The 25,418-nt window shown below is 30.1% G+C and carries 22 protein-coding genes; 19 read left to right on the forward strand and 3 right to left on the reverse strand.

Annotation, left to right across the window (positions count from 1 at the left end):
- Positions 1 to 325 precede the first annotated feature (325 nt).
- From Q5O44_RS10135 to Q5O44_RS10220, 18 genes are all read left to right on the forward strand, one after another.
- Entirely contained in the window at positions 326 to 2,032 is a 1,707-nt protein-coding gene (locus Q5O44_RS10135) for a methyl-accepting chemotaxis protein (protein ID WP_022168304.1), read from the forward strand.
- Positions 2,033 to 2,171: 139 nt separating this feature from the next.
- Positions 2,172 to 4,340, forward strand: coding sequence for a type IA DNA topoisomerase (locus Q5O44_RS10140; protein WP_022168305.1), 2,169 nt, complete (start codon positions 2,172 to 2,174; stop codon positions 4,338 to 4,340).
- Positions 4,341 to 4,467: 127 nt separating this feature from the next.
- Positions 4,468 to 5,484: an ABC transporter substrate-binding protein gene (locus tag Q5O44_RS10145; protein WP_022168306.1), complete on the forward strand. Its 1,017-nt coding sequence runs from the start codon at positions 4,468 to 4,470 to the stop codon at positions 5,482 to 5,484.
- 14 nt (positions 5,485 to 5,498) lie between these two features.
- Positions 5,499 to 6,266, forward strand: a complete 768-nt coding sequence (locus Q5O44_RS10150; RefSeq protein WP_022168307.1) for an ABC transporter ATP-binding protein — start codon at positions 5,499 to 5,501, stop codon at positions 6,264 to 6,266.
- On the forward strand, positions 6,259 to 7,050 hold the full coding sequence (locus tag Q5O44_RS10155) for an ABC transporter permease (protein ID WP_291662511.1): 792 nt from the start codon (positions 6,259 to 6,261) through the stop codon (positions 7,048 to 7,050). Before Q5O44_RS10150 ends, Q5O44_RS10155 begins: the two co-directional genes overlap by 8 nt.
- Positions 7,051 to 7,196: 146 nt before the next feature.
- Positions 7,197 to 8,333, forward strand: a complete 1,137-nt coding sequence (locus Q5O44_RS10160) for a YibE/F family protein (protein ID WP_022168309.1) — start codon at positions 7,197 to 7,199, stop codon at positions 8,331 to 8,333.
- On the forward strand, positions 8,326 to 9,096 hold the full coding sequence (locus tag Q5O44_RS10165; RefSeq protein ID WP_022168310.1) for a YibE/F family protein: 771 nt from the start codon (positions 8,326 to 8,328) through the stop codon (positions 9,094 to 9,096). Before Q5O44_RS10160 ends, Q5O44_RS10165 begins: the two co-directional genes overlap by 8 nt.
- A gap of 98 nt (positions 9,097 to 9,194) precedes the next feature.
- Complete coding sequence (locus Q5O44_RS10170; RefSeq protein ID WP_291662507.1) at positions 9,195 to 10,274, forward strand: hypothetical protein; 1,080 nt, start codon at positions 9,195 to 9,197, stop codon at positions 10,272 to 10,274.
- A 166-nt stretch (positions 10,275 to 10,440) separates the two neighbouring features.
- On the forward strand, positions 10,441 to 11,541 hold the full coding sequence (locus Q5O44_RS10175; RefSeq protein ID WP_022168312.1) for a 6-phosphofructokinase: 1,101 nt from the start codon (positions 10,441 to 10,443) through the stop codon (positions 11,539 to 11,541).
- 158 nt (positions 11,542 to 11,699) lie between these two features.
- Positions 11,700 to 12,479: a serine hydrolase gene (locus tag Q5O44_RS10180; RefSeq protein ID WP_022168313.1), complete on the forward strand. Its 780-nt coding sequence runs from the start codon at positions 11,700 to 11,702 to the stop codon at positions 12,477 to 12,479.
- Between the two features lie 249 nt (positions 12,480 to 12,728).
- Positions 12,729 to 13,655 carry an aspartate carbamoyltransferase gene (gene pyrB, locus Q5O44_RS10185; RefSeq protein ID WP_022168314.1) on the forward strand — a complete coding sequence of 309 codons (927 nt, stop codon included), beginning with the start codon at positions 12,729 to 12,731 and terminating at the stop codon, positions 13,653 to 13,655.
- Entirely contained in the window at positions 13,649 to 14,080 is a 432-nt protein-coding gene (locus Q5O44_RS10190; protein ID WP_022168315.1) for an aspartate carbamoyltransferase regulatory subunit, read from the forward strand. Before pyrB ends, Q5O44_RS10190 begins: the two co-directional genes overlap by 7 nt.
- Before the next feature lie 5 nt (positions 14,081 to 14,085).
- Positions 14,086 to 15,291, forward strand: a complete 1,206-nt coding sequence (locus Q5O44_RS10195) for a dihydroorotase (protein WP_022168316.1) — start codon at positions 14,086 to 14,088, stop codon at positions 15,289 to 15,291.
- Positions 15,292 to 15,304: 13 nt separating this feature from the next.
- Entirely contained in the window at positions 15,305 to 16,177 is an 873-nt protein-coding gene (pyrF, locus tag Q5O44_RS10200) for an orotidine-5'-phosphate decarboxylase (RefSeq protein ID WP_022168317.1), read from the forward strand.
- A gap of 18 nt (positions 16,178 to 16,195) precedes the next feature.
- Positions 16,196 to 16,933 carry a dihydroorotate dehydrogenase electron transfer subunit gene (locus tag Q5O44_RS10205; protein ID WP_022168318.1) on the forward strand — a complete coding sequence of 246 codons (738 nt, stop codon included), beginning with the start codon at positions 16,196 to 16,198 and terminating at the stop codon, positions 16,931 to 16,933.
- A 20-nt stretch (positions 16,934 to 16,953) separates the two neighbouring features.
- Positions 16,954 to 17,850, forward strand: coding sequence for a dihydroorotate dehydrogenase (locus Q5O44_RS10210; protein WP_022168319.1), 897 nt, complete (start codon positions 16,954 to 16,956; stop codon positions 17,848 to 17,850).
- A 158-nt stretch (positions 17,851 to 18,008) separates the two neighbouring features.
- Positions 18,009 to 18,821 carry a hypothetical protein gene (locus tag Q5O44_RS10215; protein WP_022168320.1) on the forward strand — a complete coding sequence of 271 codons (813 nt, stop codon included), beginning with the start codon at positions 18,009 to 18,011 and terminating at the stop codon, positions 18,819 to 18,821.
- 49 nt (positions 18,822 to 18,870) lie between these two features.
- Positions 18,871 to 19,263, forward strand: a complete 393-nt coding sequence (locus Q5O44_RS10220; protein ID WP_022168321.1) for a DUF2721 domain-containing protein — start codon at positions 18,871 to 18,873, stop codon at positions 19,261 to 19,263.
- Positions 19,264 to 19,599: 336 nt separating this feature from the next.
- On the opposite strand, the gene Q5O44_RS10225 is transcribed toward Q5O44_RS10220, so the two are convergent.
- On the reverse strand, positions 19,600 to 21,015 hold the full coding sequence (locus tag Q5O44_RS10225; protein ID WP_022168322.1) for a sodium:alanine symporter family protein: 1,416 nt from the start codon (positions 21,013 to 21,015) through the stop codon (positions 19,600 to 19,602).
- A gap of 271 nt (positions 21,016 to 21,286) precedes the next feature.
- Positions 21,287 to 24,037, reverse strand: a complete 2,751-nt coding sequence (locus tag Q5O44_RS10230) for a transglycosylase domain-containing protein (protein ID WP_022168323.1) — start codon at positions 24,035 to 24,037, stop codon at positions 21,287 to 21,289.
- A 108-nt stretch (positions 24,038 to 24,145) separates the two neighbouring features.
- On the opposite strand from Q5O44_RS10230, the gene yunB reads away from it, so the two are divergent.
- The gene (yunB, locus tag Q5O44_RS10235; RefSeq protein ID WP_302637809.1) at positions 24,146 to 24,811 is read left to right on the forward strand and encodes a sporulation protein YunB; all 666 of its coding nucleotides are present in this window, start codon (positions 24,146 to 24,148) and stop codon (positions 24,809 to 24,811) included.
- A 50-nt stretch (positions 24,812 to 24,861) separates the two neighbouring features.
- On the opposite strand, the gene hpt is transcribed toward yunB, so the two are convergent.
- The gene (hpt, locus tag Q5O44_RS10240) at positions 24,862 to 25,389 is read right to left on the reverse strand and encodes a hypoxanthine phosphoribosyltransferase (RefSeq protein WP_022168325.1); all 528 of its coding nucleotides are present in this window, start codon (positions 25,387 to 25,389) and stop codon (positions 24,862 to 24,864) included.
- Positions 25,390 to 25,418 lie beyond the last annotated feature (29 nt).

Below are 25,418 nucleotides of genomic sequence, written 5' to 3' on the forward strand. Positions count from 1 at the left end.
TGAGTTAAAAAGTGATGTTAATACTTTAAAGACAGAACAAGTTAAAGTAAATGAAAGGTTAACTAGACTTGAATATAAAGTTGATAAGCTTGAAATTGGGCAAAAAGAAATTAAAGAGAATTTAAATGGATTCCAAGATGAATATACTGGAAAGAGAGTAAAGCTATAGGCTAAAAAATTAGCATGTAGCTTTGTTTTTTTGCATAAAATGGTTATTTAATATAAAAGTTAATAAAACTTTAAAAGTTTAAAAAAAGGTTAGCAAATTAGGTCGAAATATGCTAAAATATATAACATGTTAAAAAGAGGAGGATAAGCTTTAATTATGAACAATAAATTGGAAAATTTAACGTCAGTTAAGAATTTATCAATTTCAAAAAAATTAAAAAAAGTATTAATTGTAGCAATAATAATTATTTCGACTATTACGGTTGCTACTGGAGTAGGTCTTATGTATTTAAAAGGTCAACTTGAAAGTTTTGTTGAAACTGAGTATGCTTCTGAAATATCAATACAAGAAACTGCAACAAGTATATTAACTTTAGCAAGAGATATAAGAGATGCTTATATAAGAGCTGAAAATGGTGAAAATATATCATCATATGATCAAAATGTGAAAAAATATGTAAATGAAATAACTAATGAATTAGAGTATGTTTATAATATTAACAAAGATCCAGAAATAGCAAGAGAGCTTGAGAATTTTGGTAATAATATATCAAAGTGGATAAATATAGGTAACGAAATATTGACAGCAATAAATAATAAGGATATGGCAAAAGCTAATAAACTTATATTAAATGATTGTCCAGAAGTATTAGATGTTATAATTGAACAAGTATCTTTAATAGGTGATAAAATAAGTACAAATGTTCAAGATGATATACAAGGGACTACTAGATACATAGGAATAGTAATGATTATAATAATAGTAATAATAATCATTGGTTTAATACTTATAACAAAAGTTGTACAAGCTATAATTGAAAGTATTTCTAATCCAGTTGAAGAAATAAAAGCTGCTGCATTAGAAATGGCTAAAGGTAACTATGATTTAGAAATAGAATATACATCAGAAGATGAAATTGGTGTATTAGCAGATTGTATGAGAGAAATGATTTTATTTACTAAAGATAATATAAGTAATATAACAGAAGTATTAAATAAATTTGCTGAAGGTAACTTTGATGTTGAAATTGAAGATAACTATATCGGTGAATTTATAGAGATAAAAGAATCGCTAGAAAAGATAGTAGATTCTATAAATAATACATTCTATGATATTAAAATAGTTACTGAGCAAGTTAAGGATGGTTCAGAACAAGTTGCATCAACAGCTCAAATTATATCAGAAGGAGCTATAAATCAAGCAGGTATAATTCAAGAATTAATAGCTTCTATTGGAGAAATAAATGAAAAAGTTAAAGTTTCAACTGAACAAGCTAATAGTACAAATGTTTTAACTATAGAGCTAGGAAATCAAATTGAATTAAATAATGAAAAAATGAATGAAATGGTGACAGCTATGAATAAAATAGAAGAGTCATCTAGAAATATTAAATCAATAATCAATACTATTTATAGTATATCAGAACAAACAAATCTTTTAGCACTTAATGCAGCTATAGAAGCAGCTAGAGCTGGAGAGTCAGGAAAAGGATTTGCAGTGGTTGCAGATGAAATTAGAAAGCTTGCAGAAGAAAGTTCAGTGGCTGTAAAGAATACTGAAATATTAATAGAAGATTCTATAAGTAATGTAAATAATGGTAAGAATATTGCCGATGAAGCATCAGAAGCATTAAATGCTGTTGTAGGAAAAGCTAAGGAAGCTGTAGAAGTAATTGGTACAATAGCTAAACTAACAGAACAAGGGGCAATGTCTATTTCAGAAGTATATGAAGGCATAGATCAAATTGCAGAAGTAGTAGAATCTAATACAGCAATTTCAGAAGAAAGTGCTGCTGCTAGTGAAGAATTATCAAGTCAATCTGAAAGTCTACAAAATATGATTGATAAATTTAAATTAAGATAGTTTAATAAAAATTAAATAATAAAAAATAGACAGTTATTAGAAGTATCATTGAAAACTTAATATCTGTCTATTTTTTTATTAAAAAAAGATATATAATTAATAGATAATAAATAGAACAGACTATTGGAGGAAAATTTTAGTGAAAAAAGTAATAATAGCAGAAAAACCTTCTGTAGCTAAGAATATTGCAGATGCATATAATATCAAAATAAGAAAAGATGGGTATTTTGAAGGTGATGATTATTTAGTAACATGGGCTTTTGGTCATTTATTTCAATTATTTGATGCAAAAGATTATGATGAAAATATGAAAGGTTGGAGAATGGAGAAGTTTCCATTTATACCTGAAGAATTTAAATATAAAGTAAAATGTGATAACGTAAATAGAAGTGTTACAGATAAAGGGGCAGAAAAGCAAATTAATATAATTAAGACATTAATAGAGCGTGATGATGTAGATGGCGTTATATCTGCAACTGACCAAGACCGTGAAGGGGAACTTATATCACTGGAAGTATTTATGTACTTGAATCAAAATAAGCCTATATATAGACTATTATTAAATGAATGGACTCCAGATGAAGTTAAAAAAGGGATGAATAACTTAAAGGAAAATATAGAAATGAAATCCCTTCAAGATGCAGGTATAAGCAGACAGTGGGCTGACTGGATTATAGGAATAAATTTAACTTCAGTAGCAACATTAAGATATGGTGGTACAGGTAAAGAAAGAAAAATGATTAATATAGGAAGAGTTTTACTTCCTACATTAAAAATCATATATGATAGAGATAAAGAAATAGAAAATTTTAAAGCATCTACATATTATAAGCTGTTGGCAACTTTTAAGACAAAGAACAATGAAGAGTTTGAAGGAACTTATTATAATGAAAATAATAATGAAAAGTTTGAAGATAAAAAAGTTGTTGAAGAATTAAAAAAGCAGCTTAAAGATAAACAAGGTGAAATTGTAGAGAAACAAGTGGAAAAGAAGAGAGAATATGCTCCTCTATTATTTAATTTATCTAACTTACAGGGGTATATAACAAGTAAATATAAAGGTTGGACATCGGATAAAGTATTAAAGGTGGCGCAAAGCCTTTATGAAAAGAAGTTTACCACTTATCCTAGAACAGGAAGTGTGGCGTTAGACGAAAGTTTAAAGGACAAAACAAGAAAAGTTTTAGAAACTGTAAAAAAAGGATTGCCATATGAAGATCAAATTAAATTTGTAGATAATAAAAGAATATTTGATAATTCTAAGGTTGAAAGCCATAGTGCAATAACACCAACATATATTAGGCCTACAGGTTTAAGTAAAGATGAAGAAATAGTATATAATGCAATTAAAAATAGATTTATAATGCAATTTATGCCAATAGCAGAATTTGAAGAAACTAAGTTAACAGTAAAAGTTCATGATGAAAACTTTAAAGGTACTTTTACTGCTAAAGGTAGGGTTCAAAGAGTTGAAGGATGGCGTGTAGTTGAAAAAATTGAAACAAAAGATACTATTTTACCTTTTGTAAGTGAAAAGGAAATGGTACAAGTAATTGATGGAAAAGTTAATACTGTAACTAAGAAACCACCAAAGCTTCACAATGAAAAAACTCTATTAAGAGTTATGGAGACATGCGGAAAAAGTTTTAAAGATGAAGAAGATTCTCCAGAGATGATGCAAGCAATTTTAAGTGGATTTAGTATAGGAACACCGGCAACAAGGGCTGAAACCATTAAGAAATTAAAGGATACCGGATATATTAAATCAAAAGGTAAGAGTTTAACTTGTACTGACCTTGGAAGAACATTAGTTGAAATATTCCCAGTTAAAGAGCTTTTAGACTTAGAGTATACAGGAAAATTGGAAAAAACTTTATCTGATATAGAAAAAGGTAAATTTAAGAAAGATGATTTCTTAGCTATGATAAAAGATTTCACCGTAGAAGCTGTAGATGATATTAAGAAAGATACAGCTATGCTAAAAAACTTTAAAGTAGCATTACCAGAGGGAACAGAAAGTGTAGGAAAATGTCCTGTATGTGGTAATGATATAATTGAAGGTGAAAAAGGCTTTGGTTGTACCAATTGGAAAAATGGATGTAAATATACCATTTGGAAGAATGATAAATTCATAGAAGCTATGGGGAAGAAAGTAACTAAGGAAATGGTTGAGTTACTTCTTAAGAATGGAAAAGTAGGCTTTAGAAATCTTAAGAGTAAGAAAGGAACTTTATTTTCAGCATATCTAAGATATGAAAAGGATGAAGAAACAGGATATTATAATTGGAAAATGGAATTTATAAATTAATTGATAAAAAAACAGGCATATATTATGTCTGTTTTTTTAATGCTTAGGAATAGTAATACTCTTTTTTATCAAAAGTAGTGCTAAAATCATATTATGATTAATAAGAGAAATTTTGAGGGGAAAGGCGATGAAAAAAAAGATTAGGATTATTTCTTTATTTGTAGCTTTTACACTTTGTCTTTGTGGGTTATTTGGGTGCAATAAAAAAAGTGAAGAGGCAGAAGGCATGGTGACAGTAAGACTTAATGAAGTTGTAAGATCAGTATTTTATGCACCAATGTATGTGGCCATAAATGAAGGATTCTTTGAAGAAGAAGGCATAAAGATTGATTTATCAACAGGTCAAGGGGCAGATAAGACAATGCAGCAACTTTTAAGTGGTAGTGCAGATATAGGATTTTCAGGGCCAGAACAGGTTGTTTATATTTATAATCAAGGTAGGGAAGATTATCCAGTAGTATTTGCACAACTTACTAAAAAAGATGGTTCTTTCTTAGTTGGTAGGGAAGAAGAAAAAGATTTTTCATGGAGCAGTTTAAGAGGCAAGGAAATAATAGGGGGAAGACCAGGTGGAATTCCTGAAATGGCGTTAGAATATGTTTTAAATGAAAATGGACTTAATCCTGAAGAAGATGTAAATATGGTAACAAATATTGATTTTACTGCCACATCTGGTGCATTTAAATCAGGTACAGCAGAGTATGTAGCATTATTTGAACCTACAGCATCTATGTTGGAAAAGGACGGTAGTGGATATATAGTATCATCTATTGGAGAAAGTGCAGGTAATATAGCTTATACTTGTTTCTATTCTACAAAGAGCTACATGGAAAAGAATCCAGAAATAATACAAAGTTTTACTAATGCTATTTACAAAGGACAAATTTGGATTAAAGAACATACTAGTGAGGAAATAGCTGATTCAATTATTTCATTTTTCCCAGGAACAGATAAGGAGATAATAATATCAGTACTAGATAATTATAAGGAAATTGATGCATATTGTGATACTCCTATGGTGAAGGAAGAAGAATTAAAGAAGCTTATGGATATCATTGAAGGTTACGATGAAAGCTTGATTAAAGAGAGACCACCTTTTGAAGTCATTGTAGATAATACCTTTGCTGAGAAAGCAAGTAAGTAAAGGTTGGTGTAAATATGGCAATAGTTGAAGTGTGTAATGTAGATATGAATTATCATAATATGAAAGGCGTTACAGAAGCCATAAAAGATATAAATTTTACAGTGGATGAAGGAGAATTTATTAGTATAATAGGTCCATCAGGTTGTGGAAAATCAACGCTACTTAATATCATAAGTGGGCTTATAGAACCATCAAAGGGAGTTATAAAGTATAAAGGTAGCATTGTTAAAGATAATTTAGATAAAGTTGGGTATATGTTTCAGAAAGATTATCTTTTTCCTTGGCTTACGGTAAAAGATAATGTGCTCATAGGGCTTAAGATAAAAAAACTTCTTACCAAGGAAAATATAGCTTTTACAGAGTCACTCATTGAAAGATATGGTTTAAAGAAATTTGAAAATCATAAACCACAGGAATTATCAGGTGGAATGAGGCAAAGAGCAGCTCTTATTAGGACAATGGCCTTAAAGCCAGAAATATTATTATTAGATGAACCTTTTTCAGCTTTAGATTATCAGACACGTCAAAAGGTAACTGATGATGTATATGCAATAATAAAGTCAGAAGGTAAGACCACTATCATGGTAACTCATGATATAGGTGAAGCCATTGTCATGTCTAGCAAGGTTATAGTATTAAGCAAAAGGCCTGCTTCCATTAAGAAAATGCAAAAAATTCATTTTGAAAACAGTGAGCTTACTCCTTTTGAGAAACGTGGTGAAAAGGAATATATGGAATATTTCTCAATGTTATGGAAGGAGTTTGATGATGATAATGAATGATGAACATGAAGCTTATTTAAAAAAGCAAAAAAGACAAAGGATTAAGATAAGCATTTGGCGAGTAGCTATCTTAATAGGCTTAATTGCTCTATGGGAAATAGCGGCCATGCTGAAATGGATTGATCCATTTTTAACATCAAGTCCCAGTAGAATATTAAAATCATTGGTGGAATTTATAAAAGAAGGTACCTTATTTACTCATATTTGGGTAACTTGTTATGAAACAATTGTAGGCTTCTTATTAGGAACTATAATAGGAGGAGCAATAGCTGTTTTGTTATGGTCATCGCCTACAGTTTCAAAAATAATGGATCCCTATCTAGTGGTTTTAAATTCATTGCCTAAGGTGGCATTGGCACCAATAATTATCTTTTGGGTAGGCAATGGCACAGGAGCAATAATTGTAATAACATTGCTGATATCTTTGGTAACCACTATTATAAGTGTTTTAACAGGATTTAATGAAGTAGATACTGGTAAAATAATCCTAATGAAGACTTTTAAAGCTAGTAAAATGCAGATTTTAAGACATTTAATACTACCAGCTTGTGTACCAGTACTAATATCAGCCTTAAAGATAAATGTTGGACTTTCGTGGGTTGGTGTAATAATGGGGGAGTTCCTAGTGGCCAGAGAAGGTTTAGGTTTCTTAATTGTATATGGTGGGCAAATAGCACAGTTAGATATGGTTATGATGAGCATTGTGATTTTAGCTGTAATTGCCTTTATAATGTATAAGGCTGTAGCCATAATGGAAAAAAGTATATTAAATAAGTATAGTTAGCTGCTTGTTTGAAAGTAGTGGTATTAACTGATATAATATATTGTGTTAATATAAGGGAAGGAGATGGTGTAATGGTTTCAAACCATCTCATTTCCTTTTGCAAGCATAAAGCAAAAAAAGCTTAAAAGATAAATTGAGGTAAAGCTATGACAAGAGAAGGAATAGAAATAAAAAAGATAATCAAGGAAAAGAGGAAGAGAATTATTAGCATATGTGCAGTTATTTTTTTACTGATGGCAGCAATGGTTTTTACTTATAATAATTATTTTTTATATAAAGAAGATGTAGTGAAGATAACAGCTGTAAAGAATGAAGAAGTTTATGAAAAAGAAGGCTTAAATGGTGAAGTGGAAAAATACTATAATCAAGAAATCACAGCAATAATAAAAAATGGAGAGTATAAAGGAAAAAGTATAACTTTAAATAATACATGCTCATATTCAGGGGTAAAGGATGAAGGATATAAAAAAGGCAATTATTTATTTGTTAGTTTAAGTGGTAGTGAAGATAAACTATCAGCTAATATATTGTCTGTAAAAAGAGATATGTATGTTATGGTGCTTATTTGTGTTTTTATTTTGGGAATAGTGATATTTGCCGGTAAAAAAGGAGTATTATCCATTATATCTATCATTATGAATATAATAATTTTTACATATGCATTAAATGAATATGTAAATGGTAAAGACATATTAAAGTTATGTAATTTAATGATAATACTATTTACAATGATTTCATTAATATTAGCCAGTGGTATTAATAAGCAGACCGTATGTGCAATAATATCGACGCTGATATCAGTGGCTTTAATATTTATTATATATAAGATTACCAAGGAAAACTTTGAACAGCCAGAGTATATGATGATGGAATATATAACAAATCCTGAACATTTAGATCATATCTTTATGGCAGGAGTATTAATTGGTGGCCTAGGAGCAATAATGGATGTAGCAATATCTATTTCCGTAGCAGTAAATGAATTAATTAATAAAGATAAGAATATTTCTGTGAAGAACTTAATCTCATCAGTGAAGGAAATTGGTTATGATATTATGGGAACTATGATTAACGTATTATTTTTTACCTATATGTGTGGCACCATTCCAATGCTGATTTTAAAGATAAAAAATGGCTATAAGTTTTTAAGTATTATTAAATTCCAAATTCCTTTTGAAATAATAAGGTTCCTTGTAGGTGCCATAGGGATAGTGGTGACAATTCCAATATCAGGCTTTATAGCTATAACTATATTAAAGAAAAGGAGACAAGTAAATGATTAAGGTGCTGGCAATTATATTATTTGCCTTAATGGGCATTATTGGTGAAGAGAGAGGGATGATGAGCTTTTTCACCTTAATATGCAACGTAGCAGTCTTTATTATGGCTACATATATGATGGCTAAAGGAAAGTCTCCTATGATGGTGGTGTTTATATGCTGCTGTATTTTATGTGCCATTACTTTGTTTTATCAAAATGGTATAAATAAAAAGACTTGGGCAGCATTTTTAGCTGTACAAATTGTAGTAATACTCATGTCTGCATCAGCATGGGTAGTAGGGAATAAATCAATTATTGGTGGTTATAATGATATAAGTATTTTTGAAGATGATGCCATGTTCTTAGATGAAAATATAGATGTAGATATGGAGCATGTGGAAATTGCTATAATAATAATGGGACTTTTAGGTTCAATTATGGATACGGCCATTGCAATTGCTACAGCAGTATATGAAGTATATAGGCATAATGAGGATTTGACAGAAAAGGGATTATTTAAATCAGGCATAATAATGGGAAAGGATATTCTAGGAACCACCTCTAATACCCTTGTACTAGCAGGAATAGGAGAATCTATCTTACTTTTTAATAGATATAAACGGTTTAATTATTCATTTTTAGATATGATAAATTCAGAAGCATTTTTTCAGGAATTCGTCTTTATCATTTTTGGAGCAATAGGATGTGTATTGATTATTCCCATAACAGCATTTTTAATATGTAAAATATTAAAGAAGGAAAAGAAGATAAAATTATCAGTATAATAAATTATAATTGTAAGAGCTATATTAAGTGGCTCTTAATTTTTTTTATATTATTACGAAAGTATTAATATAAAAATATATGAAAGAAGATGATAAAGGTGAAGAAATTATTAAAGATAATCATAGTAGCAGTAGTATTAGGTGGATTAGGTGGATTAGGTTATGCAATATATGATCTAGTAAGACCCAGGGAGACATATGAAATAAAACTTTGGGATAATATTTATAATGGAGATAGCATAGCATTATTTTATGAAGAGGAAAATGATTTAAGAATAGAAATGTTAAGAGGTATTTATAATCTTGATAAAATAGCAAAAGAAGATGATGAAATAAAATATATATTAAAGATAGTAGAAGCTGCAGGTGAGGTAGTAACCTTAGGCGATGTTAATGACACAAAAGCTCTTAATGGATATGATATTATTAGGCTAATTGGAGAAAAAAAGACAGTATCAGCAAAGGATATGTCTATAATTATCAGAGATTTTATTACTTCTGTAGGGTATAATGCAAGAATTGGTGAGATTAGATGTAGTAAAAAAGATGAAGATAAATATGATAGATATTATATTGTTGAATACTATAGTGATAAGTATAATAAATGGATTGCCATAGATATTGTAGATGGTGGATATTTTACTTTTGAAAACACTCCATGTAGTGGTGTTGAATTAGTTGAAAGAAAAAAATCAGAACTAAGATATATAGGTAATATGTCAGAAGAAGAATATTTTAGCAATAAGAAAAATTTATTTAAATCCTATACTATTATGATAGATAATACAGTAGATAGAATTAAAAGTAACAGTGTTATTACATACATTACATCAAAAGAAGAAATAGCTCTTACATATGCCAATGAATCATTAATGCCAACAATATACACTGAAAATACAGCATTATTTACAAAATCACCAGAGGTAGAGTTGGTAGCAGAAGATGATAAAGCTTATATAATATTGATGAAAAGTGAAGAAGAAGGTGTAGAAAGATTTGTGGTAGGAGGATTTAAGGATGGTAGCATAATCAGTGAATATTATGTAGGAAGAAATGATGGATCTTTTGAAAAAGTAAATGAATATTTTGAAGTAGAACTTATTAAAGGTGAAAATATGATAAGTATTTCATGTGATGGAATTAGTGAAGATGCTAGAATTGAAATTATTTATAATTAGTATGTAAATTGTAAAAAATCATAAATTTTATAAAAAAGTAGAATTAAATTTTATCATAATTTATATTATAGTAATAGCAGTGAAAATTAGGCAGTAAAGTTGTAAATCATAGAACTTTTATAGGTTGGATAAAGGTATAAAAGTAGTATATGGGGAGGGGTTTTATATGGATAACAAAATAAAGAAAATAGCGTTACTAACAGGTGGAGGAGATTGTCCAGGTTTAAATGCAGTAATACGTGCTATAACAAGAGCTGCTATTTTGAATTATGGAATTGAGGTCATAGGTTATAAGTTTGGTTATAAGGGATTATATCATAATAACTTTATTCCATTGACCATGGAAACTGTAACTGGAATACTTCACAGAGGTGGAACTATTCTTTATAGTTCAAATAAAGATAATTTATTTGATTATACAGTAGAAAGAAATGGCGTTATTAGTAAGGAAGATGTATCAGATGTAGCTATAGAAAATATGAAAAAAGAAGGAGTAGATGTACTAGTAGTCATCGGAGGAGATGGAACTTTGACATCAGCAAGGGATTTTGCTAGAAAAGGTGTTAATGTAATAGGAGTTCCTAAGACCATTGATAATGACTTAGCATCAACAGATGTTACTTTTGGATTTAATACAGCAATAGATGTAGTTACAGAGGCATTAGACAGGCTTCATACCACAGCGGAATCACATCACAGAATAATGCTATGTGAGGTAATGGGAAGGAATGCAGGATGGATTGCATTGGAATCAGGTATAGCAGGTTCAGCAGATGTTATATTAATTCCTGAAATACCATATGACATAAATAAAATAATAGCTAAGGTTAAGGAAAGAGAAAGCTGTGGCAAGAATTTTACTATTATAGTAGTGGCAGAAGGTGCAAAGCCTAAGGATGGAGATGTGGTGGTATCAAAGATTGTTGAGGATAGTCCAGATCCAATTAGGCTTGGTGGTATTGGTAATAAGTTAGCAGGCGATATTGAAAGTCTAATGAAAGATAAAGAAGTACGATGCACTGTTCTTGGTCATATTCAAAGAGGAGGAAATACTTGTACTTATGACAGAATATTATCTACAAGATATGGAGTTGCTGCTGTTGAAATGATTGTAAATGGTGAATTTGGTAAGATGGTATGTTTAAAAGGAGATACTATCACCAGCGATACCCTTGAAAATGTAATAGGACAGAAAACTAAAAAAGTAAATCCAGACGGTGAATTAGTAAAAATGGCAAAAAAAATAGGAATATCCTTTGCGGATTAAGATTACTGAAGAAAAGTAGACTGTCTATGAAAATAGGCAGTTTTTTAGCATATTTGCAAATGGTTTATATTTTTTAGATATAAAAAAGAATATATAAAAAATTATATAACTATATAAAATAATAAAAATGAAAGTAATGTAAAACCGGAGGGTATTAGATGAATTGTATCAAGAAGTATTTAGAAACAAGGGAAGGAAGGTATTCGTTTTATTTTGAAGATTTAAGAAGTGGGTATTCTTATGGATATAATGAAAACGTTTCTATGACTGCAGCAGGATGTATGAAATTACCTATTGCTATTTCACTTATAAAGGCAAAAGAAGATAAAAAAGTTAATTTTATGGACAAGATAAAAGTGTTAAATGATGAAAAAGTATATGGTACAGGTATAATTCATGAGTTTGATGACAGAGATTATACACTTTTTGAATTGATGGTAATTATGCTTATTCAAAGTGATAATACAGCAGCTAATAAGATAATTGATATATTAGGAATGGAACAAATAAATGAAGATATAAAATCAATGGGTTTAAAGAATTCTAAGTTAAATAGGAAAACTAAGGATGAACGTATGCCGGAAGTGAATATAGAAAATATCACTTCAGCATATGACTTGTGCATGATGTGGAAACATTTATATAATGGTACTTTCTTAAATAAAGATAATGGTCAAATGCTTATTGATATTTTGCAAAGACAGCAAATTAAGAATAAATTGGCATTATATATCCAAGACGATTTAAAATCAGAGATTTCCAGTAAGACTGGAGATAAGCCATCTGTTGAAAATGATACAGAGTATATACACAACAAAAAAGGAAATTTCACATTTACAGTTCTTTCAGAAAAAGTGCCAAATAGCGTTTATGGAACTATAACTTTAGCTAAATGTGGAAAAATGATGTGGGATGAAATAACAAATAATTGGAGTTAATAATATTGACAATATTAAACAATAGTGTTATCCTAAGTAAAAATGAGTACCTTTAAAAGAGTCCAGAGAGATTCAAAAGGAAGCGGATTTTGGCAAAATATTAGGATTAACATGCCTTCCTTTTGATATAAAGGGAGGCATTTTTTACATATGAAACTTTCAGATTTAAATTGATATAATCAAAAGGTTTCTAAAATAAAAAATTCTTTTTAAATTTAACCCAGAGAGGTTAAAAAAGGAGTGAAAAATATGAAAAGTAGACATTTAATAAATCCTATGGATTTATCTGTAGATGAACTTGATGAAATATTTACATTAGCACATCAAATAATAGCAAATCCAAATGAATTTTCAAATTGTTGCAATGGCAAGATATTAGCAACATTATTCTATGAACCAAGTACGCGAACAAGATTTAGTTTTGAAGCTGCTATGATGAGGTTAGGAGGAAAAATATTAGGTTTTTCTGAGCCAAATTCAAGCTCTGCAGCCAAAGGTGAAACTTTAGCCGATACAATAAAAATGGTTTCAATTTATTCAGATATTATAGCAATGAGACATCCTAAAGAAGGTTCTGCAAAGGTTGCAAGTATGTATTCAGACGTACCTGTAATAAATGCAGGAGATGGAGGACATCACCATCCAACACAGACGCTTACAGACCTTTTAACCATTAAGAGTTTGAAGGGAACACTACATAATCATGTCATAGGTATATGTGGTGACTTAAAGTATGGTAGAACAGTACAGTCATTAATTACAGCAATGTCTAGATATGAAAATATAAAATTTGTCCTTATTTCACCTAAAGAATTAAGGATTCCACAGTACATAAGACAGGAAGTGCTAGATAAAAACAATATAGAGTATTGTGAAGTAGAAAAGATTGAAGAGGTTATAGAAAGCCTAGATATCTTATATATGACAAGAATTCAAAAAGAAAGATTCTTCAATGAAGATGAATATTTAAGATTAAAAGATAGTTATATTTTAGATGCACGTAAAATGGATAGAGCTAAAAAAGATATGATAGTTATGCATCCATTACCAAGGGTAAATGAAATAGATATTGAAGTGGATAAAGACGTAAGAGCAGCTTATTTTAAACAAGCAGAGTTTGGTATGTATGTAAGAATGGCTTTAATAGCTAAATTACTGGGGGTAGTGGAATGCTAGAAATAACAAGTATAAAAAATGGATTTGTTTTAGATCATATAAAAGCTGGTGTAGGAGTAAAAATATTTAAATACCTTAACTTAGAAAAGGAAGGCAACCAAGTTGCGTTGATAATAAATGCTGACAGTAAGAAAAATGGTAAGAAGGATATTATAAAAATAGAAAATGTTACTGATGTAGATTTTACTGTATTGGCTTTACTATCACCAGGTATAACCATTAATGAAGTTAAAAATGAACAGATAATTAAAAAGATAAAACCTCCATTACCTCAAAAGATTAGTGGAATATTAAAATGCAATAATCCTAGATGTATAACAAGTGATGAAAAATACTTAGAAGATGTTTTTGATCTTGTAGATGAAAATAAAGGATCATATAAATGTCAATATTGTGATACTATAATTAATCCAAGCGAGGTATAAGGAATATGAATAACTTACTTATAAAAAATGTAAATATAATTGATGCCTTTCAAAATTTTCATGGAGATGTATATATTGAAGATGGAAAGATAAAAGAAATTGGTTTAGAACTGAACAAAGAAGGTGTAGAAGTATTGAATGGAAATGGACAGGTGTTAATGCCATCATTTATAGATACTCATGCACATTTTAGAGAGCCAGGTCTTACTCATAAAGAAGATATAGAAAGTGGATCTAAAGCGGCAGTAAAAGGTGGATATACTGCAGCATGTCTTATGGCTAATACAAGTCCTATTTGCAGCAACTATGATGTCCTTAATCATGTAAGAACTAGAGCTGAAGAAGTAGGTCTTATAGATATACATCAATGTGTATCAATAACTGAAAACTTTAAAGGAAGCAGCATAGAGCATTTAAAGAATTTTAAGGATGATAAGAAAGTAAAGGCCATATCAGATGATGGAGTAGGGGTTATGGATTCCAGCATAATGATGAAGGCTATGGAAGTGGCAAATGAAAATAACTGGGTAGTTATGTCTCATGCCGAAGATAAGACTTTTTCAAAAATTGATATGAGGATAGCAGAAGACTTAATGACTATCAGAGACTTATACTTGGCAAAGGTAACTGGAGTTCATCTTCATATGGCCCATGTAAGTACTAAAGAAGCGGTACAAGCCATAACAACAGCAAAAGAAGAAGGTACAAATGTAACTTGTGAAGTTACACCACATCATATTGCTCTTGATGAAAGCATAAGTAATTATAGGGTAAACCCTCCAATAAGGAAGAAAGAAGATGTAAAGAGTATAATAGATGCCATTAAGAAAGGAATAATTGATTGTATAGGAACTGATCATGCTCCACATACAGAAGAAGATAAGAAAAATGGAGCACCTGGGATGGTAGGTTTAGAAACAGCATTTTCTATATGCTATACAACCTTAGTAAAGGAAAATGGAATTTCATTAAATAAGTTAAGTGAACTTATGTCTAAGAATCCAGCAGACATATTAGGCATGAATAAAGGTTTAATAACTATAGGATATGATGGAGATATGGTTTTACTAGACTTAAATAAAGAAATAGTAATCAATAAGGAAACTTTCGTGTCAAAAGGTAAGAACACTCCTTTCCATGGAAGAAAATACTTTGGAGAAGTTATGACTACAATAAGAAAAGGTAAGATAGTTTATAAGGCTTTAAGTTAAGGAGAGGACAAGAATGGATAAGTTAATAATAGATAAGTTATATGAGAGAGTTGAAGAAAGAGGTGTAGTGTGTCTAGGGTTAGATACTGATGCATCATATATACCACAACATATTTTAGAAGGAAAAAGTTTAGATGAGGCAATATTCCAATTTAATAAGGAAATAATAGATGCAACTCTTGATGTAGTTGCATGCTATAAAGTACAGATAGCATATTATGAAGCTTTAGGATTAGCAGGACTTATTGCATATAGAAATACTTTGAAGTATTTAAGAGAAAAAGATGCAATAATTATTGCTGATATTAAGAGAGGCGATATAGCAGCTACTGCATCACAATATGCTAAAGCACACTTTACAGGGGATTTTGAGGCAGATTTTATAACTTTAAGCCCATATATGGGGATGGATAGCATAGAACCATATATGCCATATATGGAAAGTGGAAAGAAAGGTGTCTTCGTGTTAGTAAGAACATCAAATAAAGGGGCAGAAGATTTTGAAAATCTAGATATAAAAGATGGTAAGAAGTTATATAATGCAGTGGCTGATAAAATAACAGAAGCTGGACAAACTGTAAAAGGAAAATATGGTTATACAGCAATTGGTGGAGTAATTGGATGTACTCATGTGGAAGAAGGTAAAGAAATAAGAAGCAGATATAGTGATATGTTCTTCTTAATACCTGGATATGGGGCACAAGGTGGCACTGCTGAAGATGTTGCACTTTATTTAAAGAATGGCAATGGTGGAGTTGTAAATTCGTCAAGAGGAATATTATTAGCTTATAAAAAAGAAAATAGAGAATTAGAATTTGCAGAATGTGCAAGAAATGAAGCTATTAAGATGAGAGATGCTATAAGAGCGGCTATAAAAGCTATATAGTAGGAGGAATACAATATCATGAAATATACAAGAGCAAAAATATTATCTAATAAAAAAATAGTAGATGGAATATATGAAATGGTTGTGGCAGAAGACAGCAAAGTTAAACCTGGACAATTTTATATGCTGAAGCATCAAGGAGGAACGCTTCTTCCAAGACCAATAAGCATAAGTGAAAGTAAAGATGGAAAGGTGACATTTGTTTATGCAACAGTAGGAAAGGGAACAAAAGAGTTTGCTAACCTTAAAGAAAATGATTATATTGAACTTACAGGGCCTCTTGGAAATGGGTTTGATGTTGATAAAAAGTATGGAAATGTAGCTTTAGTTTCTGGAGGAATAGGAATAGCCCCTATGGTAATGCTAGCAAGAGAGCTTAGAAAAAGAAATAAGGGAATGAAATTAGATCTATATGCAGGTTTTAGAGATGAAATATATTTAACAAATGAAATGTGTGAATACATAAATGAAGGTTATGTTTCAACTAATACTGGTAAATATGGACATCATGGATTTATAACAGATATATTAAAGGTAGATGAATATGATACAGTATTGTGCTGTGGTCCAGAAGTAATGATGAAAAAAGTAGCTGAAATGTGTAAGATGCATGGAGTGCAGGTTTTTGTATCAATGGAAAAGCATATGGCTTGTGGTGTAGGTGCATGTCTTGTATGTACATGTAAAACTAAAGATGGTAATAAGAGAACATGCAAAGATGGTCCAGTATTTGATGGAAACTATGTAGAACTATAAAGGCTTAAGGAGTGCATAAGATGTTAAAGGTTAATATAAATGGTGTAGATTTTAAGAATCCTGTAATAGCAGCTTCAGGAACATTTGGATTTGGAAGCGAATATAATGAATTTTATGATGTTGGAATACTAGGTGGTATTTCATCTAAGGGACTTACAATAAATCCTAAAGAGGGTAATAGTGGTATAAGGGTTTTTGAAACACCAAGTGGAATGATGAATTCAGTAGGTCTACAGAATCCAGGAATAGATAAGTTTATAAATGAAGAATTGATAAAAATGAAGCAATTCGACACTAACATCATAGCCAATGTAGGTGGTGGATGTATAGAAGATTATGAAGCTGCAGTAGAAAAGCTTAGAGGCACAGATATAGATATGATAGAGCTTAATATATCATGTCCTAATGTGAAGAGCGGAGGAATGGCTTTTGGAATAAAATCAGATGTAGCTTATGAAGTTGTTTCAAAAATAAAAGCAATAGCTGATAAGCCACTTATGGTGAAATTATCACCAAATGCGGAAGATATAGTTGATATGGCTATACAATGTGAAAAAGCAGGTGCTGATTCAGTATCGTTAATCAATACTCTAAAAGGATTAGCCATAGATCCATATAAAAGAAAGCCTGTCTTTGATAATATTTATGCAGGAGTATCAGGGCCAGCAGTAAAACCAATAGCACTTAGAATGGTACATGAAGTATCAAAAGCTGTAAGCATTCCTGTTATAGGGCTAGGAGGAATAGTATCAGGTGTTGATGCCATTGAGTTCATGATGGCAGGGGCATCAGCAATTCAAATAGGAACAGTGAATTTCTTTAATCCTAATGCAGGAAAAGAAGTTATAGAACAAATGGAACAGTTCTGTAAGGAACAAGGAATTAAAGATATAAATGAAATTATTGGTATAATATAAATTTTATAAAACAACAAAAAAGATAAGGGCTCAGAATTTATTCTGAGTCTTTATCTTTATTTTCATTTCACCAAATAATAAATTGCTTTGAAAATTTAAAACATTAATGTAAAATATAGATATAAAAATATAAATTAAGACATATTATTGGGGGATATATGAAAAAAGGCAATAAAAATTTAATACTATTTAGTATAGTATTTGTTTTGATTATAGGAATAATTTATATGTGGAATATGAATATGGGGAAAACTTCAACACAAGTTAAAGAAACCATAAGCTTCTTAGAAGAATTAAGTGAAATAGGAGCTATAAATGGAGAAATTGTACCCGTGGCATCAGATATCCAAGAAGTTAAGACATCTTCAAATGGTAATGCTACAGTAGGATATACCTTAAAATGGCATAACTGCGGAGTAGATTTAGATAAGAATTATAATGTAATTGGATTTTTAGAGCAAACTACTACTAAAACTGGTGAAACAGTTTTATCTGAAGAACAATGTATAGATTATGCAGAAAAATATTTAAAGCATATTTTAGATAATGATTTTGAATTAAAAGAAGTATTAGAATGTGAAAAGAATGAGCCTTTTTATACTATTAATTTTTATAGATATCATAGAAAATATATAAATTACGATGATATTATTACTGTTAAAATAAATAAATATTCAGGAGAGTTGGTAGGTTTTTCAGCCTTAAATACAGATAATGTAGAGTATCAATCATTTATGAGAACAAGAAAAAGTGAAGCAAAGAAAATTGCCAGAGAATATCTAGAATTCATTGGGTTAAGTGGTGATCTTATAAATGAAGATATGGGTTATTTCACCACTGAAGAAAATATATCTACCTTAAGTTATATCTTTAATTATGAGATTACAAAAGGAGATAATGAAGGGAAGATATGTACAATTATAATTAGTGGTAATGATGGAACTGTTGTAAAACATAGCATAAAACAATAATATAGATATACAATATATAGATATTATAAATTTTAACTAAGGAGGACCTATGAGAATAGAAATGACAACACCTGCGTTATTATTTACAGCTATATCACTTTTAATTTCAGCATATACCAGTAGATTTTTAACATTAGCAGGATTATTAAGACAACTAGACTTACAATATAAGAAGGATAAAGATGAAATAGTATTAATGCAAATAAAAAACTTAAGAAAGAGAATAAATATCATAAGATGGATGCAAATTTTAGGAGTGTTTAGCTTCTTTTTATGTGTACTTACCATGTTTGTTCTTTACATTAATAAACAGTTTTTAGGTGAAGTTATATTTGCTATAAGTTTGCTATCATTAATGAGCTCCCTTTTACTATCTCTTTACGAAGTAAATATTTCAGTAAATGCAATTACACTTCAATTAGATAAAGAAGGGATTAAGTAATTGAAATGTAAAATGAAAAAATGAAAAATTAAGGATGAAACTCCTTGAGGAATTCCTTTTTTAATTATGAATTATGGATTATGAATGATGAATTAAGGATGAAATTCCTTAGAGAATTTCTAAGATATATATTTTAAAGAATTTCGTAGAAATTGTAACCTTAATTTTTTCATATGCTTGCATTTGAAAATTTAACTAGCTTATGAGCGAAGCGATATAAGCGTTTCATTAGTCACTTGTGACGACTTAACTAAGTTAATAAGCGAAGCGACATGAACTGATTAATTCATAAAATAGAACCAATAGCTTGATTAGCTATTGGTTCTATTTTTTATGTTATTTCCAGCATTCTACGTCATCTACTATTTCAGGAATAGAAGAAGCTTTAAATACTGGGTCTAATCCTTGTTTCTTTTGATCATTGTAGTCTTTAAGAGCTTTAAAGGCTATTTTACTAAGTAGTACTATAGCAATAAGGTTTGTTATAGCCATAAGTCCCATAGATACGTCTGCAAAGTTCCAAACTATATCCATTGATACTACTGAACCTAGCATTACCATAACAGCAACTAGTATACGATAACCATATAGGTATATCTTCTTTTCAGAGATAAATTGAATGTTTGTTTCACCATAATAATAGTTTCCTATGATTGAACTGAAAGCAAATAATAATATACAAATTGCAATGAATGTTCCTCCCCAAGAACCAATTTGACTAGTTACAGCAAGTTGAGTAAGTTCAATACCTTTAATTGATCCATCAAGTGGAACACCTGAAACTAATATGATTAAAGCAGTAGAAGTACAAATGATTAATGTATCAGTAAATACTCCTAAAGTTTGAATAAAACCTTGCTTAACAGGATGACTTACAGTTGCAACAGCGGCTGCATTTGGAGCAGATCCCATACCAGCTTCATTTGAGAATAAACCTCTTTTTATACCTTGAAGTATAGCAGCTCCTAAAGTACCTCCTAAAACTTGTTCAAAGCCAAAAGCATTAGCAAAAATCATTTTTAGTACTGAAGGAAGTTCAGTTATATTCTTACAAACTATGAATGCTGCAACTAAAAGATAAGCTACAGCCATAACAGGAACTATAAATCCTGTTATTTTAGCAATTCTATGTACACCACCAAAGATTATAACTAAAGTAAAAATTGTAAGAATAACACCAGTAATTGTTACATCAATATTAAAAGCAGAGCTAAATGCGCTAGCAATAGTATTTGATTGAACAGAGTTAAATGCAAATCCAAAGCTTATAATAATTAAAATTGAGAATAAAACACCAAGCCATCTCTTTTTTAATCCTTTTTCCATATAGTAAGCTGGACCGCCTTTAAAAGAGTCACCATCTTTTTCTTTATATATTTGTGCTAAAGTAGATTCTATAAAAGCAGATGCAGAACCAATTAATGAAATAAGCCACATCCAGAATACAGCACCAGGACCACCTACAGCAATGGCAGTAGCAACACCAGCTAAATTACCAGTACCAACTCTTGAAGCTGTACCGATACAAAAAGCTTGGAATGATGAAATAGATCCTTTTTCTGATGAAGAAGAACCTTCACCTAAAAGTTTAAACATTTCTTTTATATTTTTAAATTGGACAAAATTAGTCTTTATAGTGAAATATAGACCTATTGCAATTAAAAGTGCAATTAAAATATATGTCCATAAGAAATCATTAATCATTAAAATATAGTCATTTAATGAATTTAAAAAATTACTACAAATATTCATATGTATACCCCCTAATATCATTCGTGTATTGTTGTTTATAATTTTATAATAAAAATATCTAAAATGCAAGAAGAAAAAAGACTAAATTCATAAAAAACCGTATAAAACAGAAAAAATGTCATTAAATTAGTTAATTTGCAAAAACTTATGTTACATATTTCAAATAAACAAAAATTGTCTTGTAAGTATAAAATATATATCATTAATTTATTATAAGAAAAATGGTGTATTAAATATAAGTAAGTGTCTTATATTTTAATACACCAAAATACTAATTAAATAAATCCCCTAATCCAGGAAAGATTGAACCTAAGTCATCTTCCAGTTCATCTAAAGCAGAACCATTAGAGTTACCGTTATTATTTGAATCATTATTATGGCTATTATCATTATTATGGTTATTATTGTTATTATTAGAGTTGCTATTAGAACCAGAGGCTTTTGCCACTGTTAAAGTAACAGATTCACCAGTTTTTATTGTTGATGTAAAGTTCTTAACAGTATATTCACCTGTAGTTATACTTCCAGGAACAGATTCACCAGAAATAATATAGCTTATTCCATTTTCATTTAATATATTAATAGCATCATAAAGATCCATATTTTTGCTTAGTCCCAAACTAGATAAAGAAATAGTTTCGTTATTTGAACTATTATCGTATTCTGTTGGAAGTACATAAGGATAATCAGTAGTTACTGAATTAGGATTTAATTTTTTAATAAATACCTTAGTTACAATGTTTTTAACAGCAGTACTTGCAGTTGCAAGCTTATTATTTTTAATGTTTACCTTAGCTGTCACATGGACATCGCATGCAGTTGTAGGTTGAGTACCTTCAATGAAGTATTCAGTACGTACACGGCTTCCTCTTTGATCTTGCGCACAAAGATCAGTGGCAAGTTTACCAGAATCACGACATACATTAGCAGTTACAACTGTGTCTGGCTTTTCAATTTCTTTATATGAAAGGCCTTCATGAACAACTCCCATGACATCACCCCAAAGGCTAGCAGCAGAACTACTATAACCATTAAGCTTAGTAGGCATATCATAACCTATCCAAACAGATGCAGAGTAGTAAGGAGTAAGTCCTGAGAACCAGAATGAATCACTATTGTCAGTGGTTCCACTCTTTCCAGCAACAGGTATATCACCAAATTTAGCACCACCAGCATCAAAACCTGTAACAGGTCCTTTTAAGATATCGTACATTATATAAGCAGTTTCTTTAGAGAAAAGCTTAGTAGTATCGGCAGTTTTATCTAATATTACTTTACCTGTAGAATCTATAACTTTTGTATAAAGGATAGCTTCTGTTTTTACACCATTATTACCAAAAGCACCATAAGCAGAAGCAAGGATAGTTGTGTTACCACCATCTCTATCATATGGATCATTATTAAATTCTCCTAGAGCTAATGTAGCTATACTTTTTTCAGATTCAGAGTTATAAATTAATCCAGCTTTTCTACCATATTCTAACGCTGTTGATAATCCTAAATTATAAACAACTTTTAAAGAAGTAATATTTTTAGAATACATAATAGCTTCTCTTGGAGTTATTAATCCATCGTAGACACCATTCCAATTGGTTGGTTGGAATGAATATCCAAAGTTTGATAATTCTTCATCAGTTAAAGGTGCATCATCAATTGGTGTAGCAGCAGTATAATTCTTAGTATCAATTGCAGGACCATAAACTGTTAAAGGTTTTGTGTTTGAAGCAATTGATTTTAAGTCATCATAAGCTCTATTTAATGAGTTAGCTGGTTGATTACCTCTTCCTCCAATAATAACTTTTACTTCACCAGTTTTATAATCCATGACAGTAGCAGCAGATTGAAGCATATATACGCCTTCAGCAGTTAAAGGTTCTTCACTATAACTTCCATCAATCTTCACATCAAAATTGCTTCTGTCATCAAGTACAGCTTGAACTCCATCTTGCATTGTTCTGTTCATTGTAGTATAAATTTTTAATCCACCATTAACAAACAGTTTACTTACTTCTTCATCTGTATACTTATATTTTTCTTTTAAATCTTCTCTTACTTGATCAAGAGCAGGGTATACAAACCATTCATAAGCAACAGAGTAATCAATTTCAGCTGCATTAAATTCAAAAGAATTTGAATCAACAAAGGCATAAGCTTCATCATATTCTCCTTGAGTAATATGGCCAAGCTCCAGCATTTTCATTAATACTGCTTTAGTTCTATCAAGATAAGTATTTGGATAATCTTCTTCTTCAGTGTTGTATGCACTATAATATGAAGGTGCTTGTGTAATACCTGCAAGGTAAGCACATTCAGGAAGTGTTAGGTCCTTAGCTGGCTTATTAAAGTAAGATAAAGAAGCAGCTTCCACACCGTATATATATCCACCAAGAGGGATAGTATTTAAATAAGCCTCTATTATTTGATTTTTAGTGAGCTTCTTTTCCAATTGTAAAGAAATATAAATTTCTTTAATTTTTCTATTTATAGAATCAAGTGCAGTGTCTTCACTAGATGCTTCATCAATAAGGACAGTATTCTTAACTAATTGTTGAGTTATGGTAGAAGCACCATGTACTCCGCCTTCTCCTTTTATGATAACCACTACATCTCTAAGTGCAGCACCGATGATTCTACGAACGTCGATACCTTTATGAGATCTGAAACGTTCATCCTCAATAGAAATATAAGCATTAACAAGATTTTCTGGCATTTCATTATAAGAAATTACATAACGCTCTTCTTGTGTAGGTAGATTGTCTATAAATTCGCCGGCATCATCATATAACATTGATGGTTGATTAAGATTTAATACTGAGTTAACATCCAAATCAGGTGCTGTTTTTATAACGGCAAAAATATATCCAAGACCAACAACAAGTCCTATTAATCCTAACATAACTATGGTAAGGAAGAAGTATTTAAAAAATCTTTTCACCTTAGAAGTCTCTTTCATATTTGTTTTCTTTGAATCTGCAGTCTTTTTATTTTGAGCAGATCCACTAGACTTTTTATTAGTAGCCATTTGTTCCTCCCTTAATAAGAATCAAGTATTTAATTTTATAATAATATAACATATTATAGCATATTTATTAATATATTAAAATAATATAAAGCATAAGGTGTATAAATTATGAAGTATTATACAGAAAAAAATAATAAAATCTTTAAATTTAAAAAAAATAGAAGGAGAAATATGTATCTAGCTATTATTATTGCAATTTTAATGTTATTTAATCTATTTTTTTATATATTTGATAAAAGAATGTTACCAACAATAATTGATATGGCTGAGATTAAGATGGAAAGTGAAGCTGTTTCCATAATTAATGAGGAGAGTGTAGCTGTATATTCTGAAAACTTCAAATATGACGATATAATACATATAGAAAAAGATGAAGAAGGTAATATATCTTTGATGAGAGCAGATACAGTTATGCAGAATTATTTAGCTTCACAAGTGGTTTTAAAATGTAATGACCGTTTTAAAAAGTATGAAAGTGTGGGAGTGAAAATACCTATAGGATATTTAACTAATAGTTCTTTCTTTTATAATATGGGGCCCAGTATCACTGTTAAAATGAGACAGGTTGGTAATATAAATACTTCATACGAATCAGTATTTGAAAGTGCCGGCATTAATCAGACACGTCATAAAATTTACTTAAATGTGGATATGAAAATAAGAGTGATAGTTCCACTTAAGAGTAGGGATGTAGAAGTATCATGCCAGATACCAGTTTCTGATACCATCATAGTTGGAAAGATTCCAGATACAGCCATTAATATGAATCCGTAAAAAGGAAATGAAAAACACAACTTTAATTAAAAAGTTGTGTTTTTTTATAATTATGCTTGCTCCCAATTAAACACGTAAGGTACATTTCTATAGTATCCATTGTAGTCTAATCCATATCCTACAACAAATAAGTCATCAATTTCAAAACAACAATAGTCTGGAGATAAATCTACCTTTCTTCTTGAAGGTTTATCAAGTAAAGTACAAGTTTTAACTGATCTAGCGCCTAACTTTTTAACATGCTCAACAACAAATTCCATAGTATAACCTGTGTCCATTATGTCATCTACAATTAAAACATCAAGTCCTTCTATGTTATCAGGAATGTCGTTAACTACTGTAACTGTTCCTGAACTTACTTCACTATGTCCATAGCTTGAAGTTGTCATAAAGCCAATTTTAGCTTTTAAATCAATTGCCTTAAAGATGTCAGCCCCGAATACAAAACTTCCTCTTAAAAGAGGTAATATGTAAAGTTCTTTTCCTTCATAATCTTTTGTGATTTGTGCCCCTAATTCTTTAACTTTTTCTTGTATTTGTTCTTCTGAAAATAATATGTTTCTCTTTCTGTTTTCCATGGGAATCCTCCGTTTACTATATTTACAAT

Origin of the sequence: Clostridium sp. CAG:221, assembly GCA_000435835.1 — a bacterium.
Classification (GTDB): domain Bacteria; phylum Bacillota; class Clostridia; order Clostridiales; family Clostridiaceae; genus Clostridium.

Bases quoted from the DNA above. Each gene is read 5' to 3' on its own strand.
- Q5O44_RS10135 (WP_022168304.1), top strand. From the start codon at position 326: ATGAACAATAAATTGGAAAATTTAACGTCAGTTAAGAATTTATCAATT.
- Q5O44_RS10145 (WP_022168306.1), top strand. From the start codon at position 4,468: ATGAAAAAAAAGATTAGGATTATTTCTTTATTTGTAGCTTTTACACTT.
- Q5O44_RS10150 (WP_022168307.1), top strand. From the start codon at position 5,499: ATGGCAATAGTTGAAGTGTGTAATGTAGATATGAATTATCATAATATG.
- Q5O44_RS10155 (WP_291662511.1), top strand. From the start codon at position 6,259: ATGAATGATGAACATGAAGCTTATTTAAAAAAGCAAAAAAGACAAAGG.
- Q5O44_RS10160 (WP_022168309.1), top strand. From the start codon at position 7,197: ATGACAAGAGAAGGAATAGAAATAAAAAAGATAATCAAGGAAAAGAGG.
- Q5O44_RS10165 (WP_022168310.1), top strand. From the start codon at position 8,326: ATGATTAAGGTGCTGGCAATTATATTATTTGCCTTAATGGGCATTATT.
- Q5O44_RS10175 (WP_022168312.1), top strand. From the start codon at position 10,441: ATGGATAACAAAATAAAGAAAATAGCGTTACTAACAGGTGGAGGAGAT.
- Q5O44_RS10180 (WP_022168313.1), top strand. From the start codon at position 11,700: ATGAATTGTATCAAGAAGTATTTAGAAACAAGGGAAGGAAGGTATTCG.
- pyrB (WP_022168314.1), top strand. From the start codon at position 12,729: ATGAAAAGTAGACATTTAATAAATCCTATGGATTTATCTGTAGATGAA.
- Q5O44_RS10190 (WP_022168315.1), top strand. From the start codon at position 13,649: ATGCTAGAAATAACAAGTATAAAAAATGGATTTGTTTTAGATCATATA.
- Q5O44_RS10195 (WP_022168316.1), top strand. From the start codon at position 14,086: ATGAATAACTTACTTATAAAAAATGTAAATATAATTGATGCCTTTCAA.
- pyrF (WP_022168317.1), top strand. From the start codon at position 15,305: ATGGATAAGTTAATAATAGATAAGTTATATGAGAGAGTTGAAGAAAGA.
- Q5O44_RS10205 (WP_022168318.1), top strand. From the start codon at position 16,196: ATGAAATATACAAGAGCAAAAATATTATCTAATAAAAAAATAGTAGAT.
- Q5O44_RS10210 (WP_022168319.1), top strand. From the start codon at position 16,954: ATGTTAAAGGTTAATATAAATGGTGTAGATTTTAAGAATCCTGTAATA.
- Q5O44_RS10215 (WP_022168320.1), top strand. From the start codon at position 18,009: ATGAAAAAAGGCAATAAAAATTTAATACTATTTAGTATAGTATTTGTT.
- Q5O44_RS10220 (WP_022168321.1), top strand. From the start codon at position 18,871: ATGAGAATAGAAATGACAACACCTGCGTTATTATTTACAGCTATATCA.
- Q5O44_RS10225 (WP_022168322.1), bottom strand. From the start codon at position 21,015: ATGAATATTTGTAGTAATTTTTTAAATTCATTAAATGACTATATTTTA.
- Q5O44_RS10230 (WP_022168323.1), bottom strand. From the start codon at position 24,037: ATGGCTACTAATAAAAAGTCTAGTGGATCTGCTCAAAATAAAAAGACT.
- yunB (WP_302637809.1), top strand. From the start codon at position 24,146: ATGAAGTATTATACAGAAAAAAATAATAAAATCTTTAAATTTAAAAAA.
- hpt (WP_022168325.1), bottom strand. From the start codon at position 25,389: ATGGAAAACAGAAAGAGAAACATATTATTTTCAGAAGAACAAATACAA.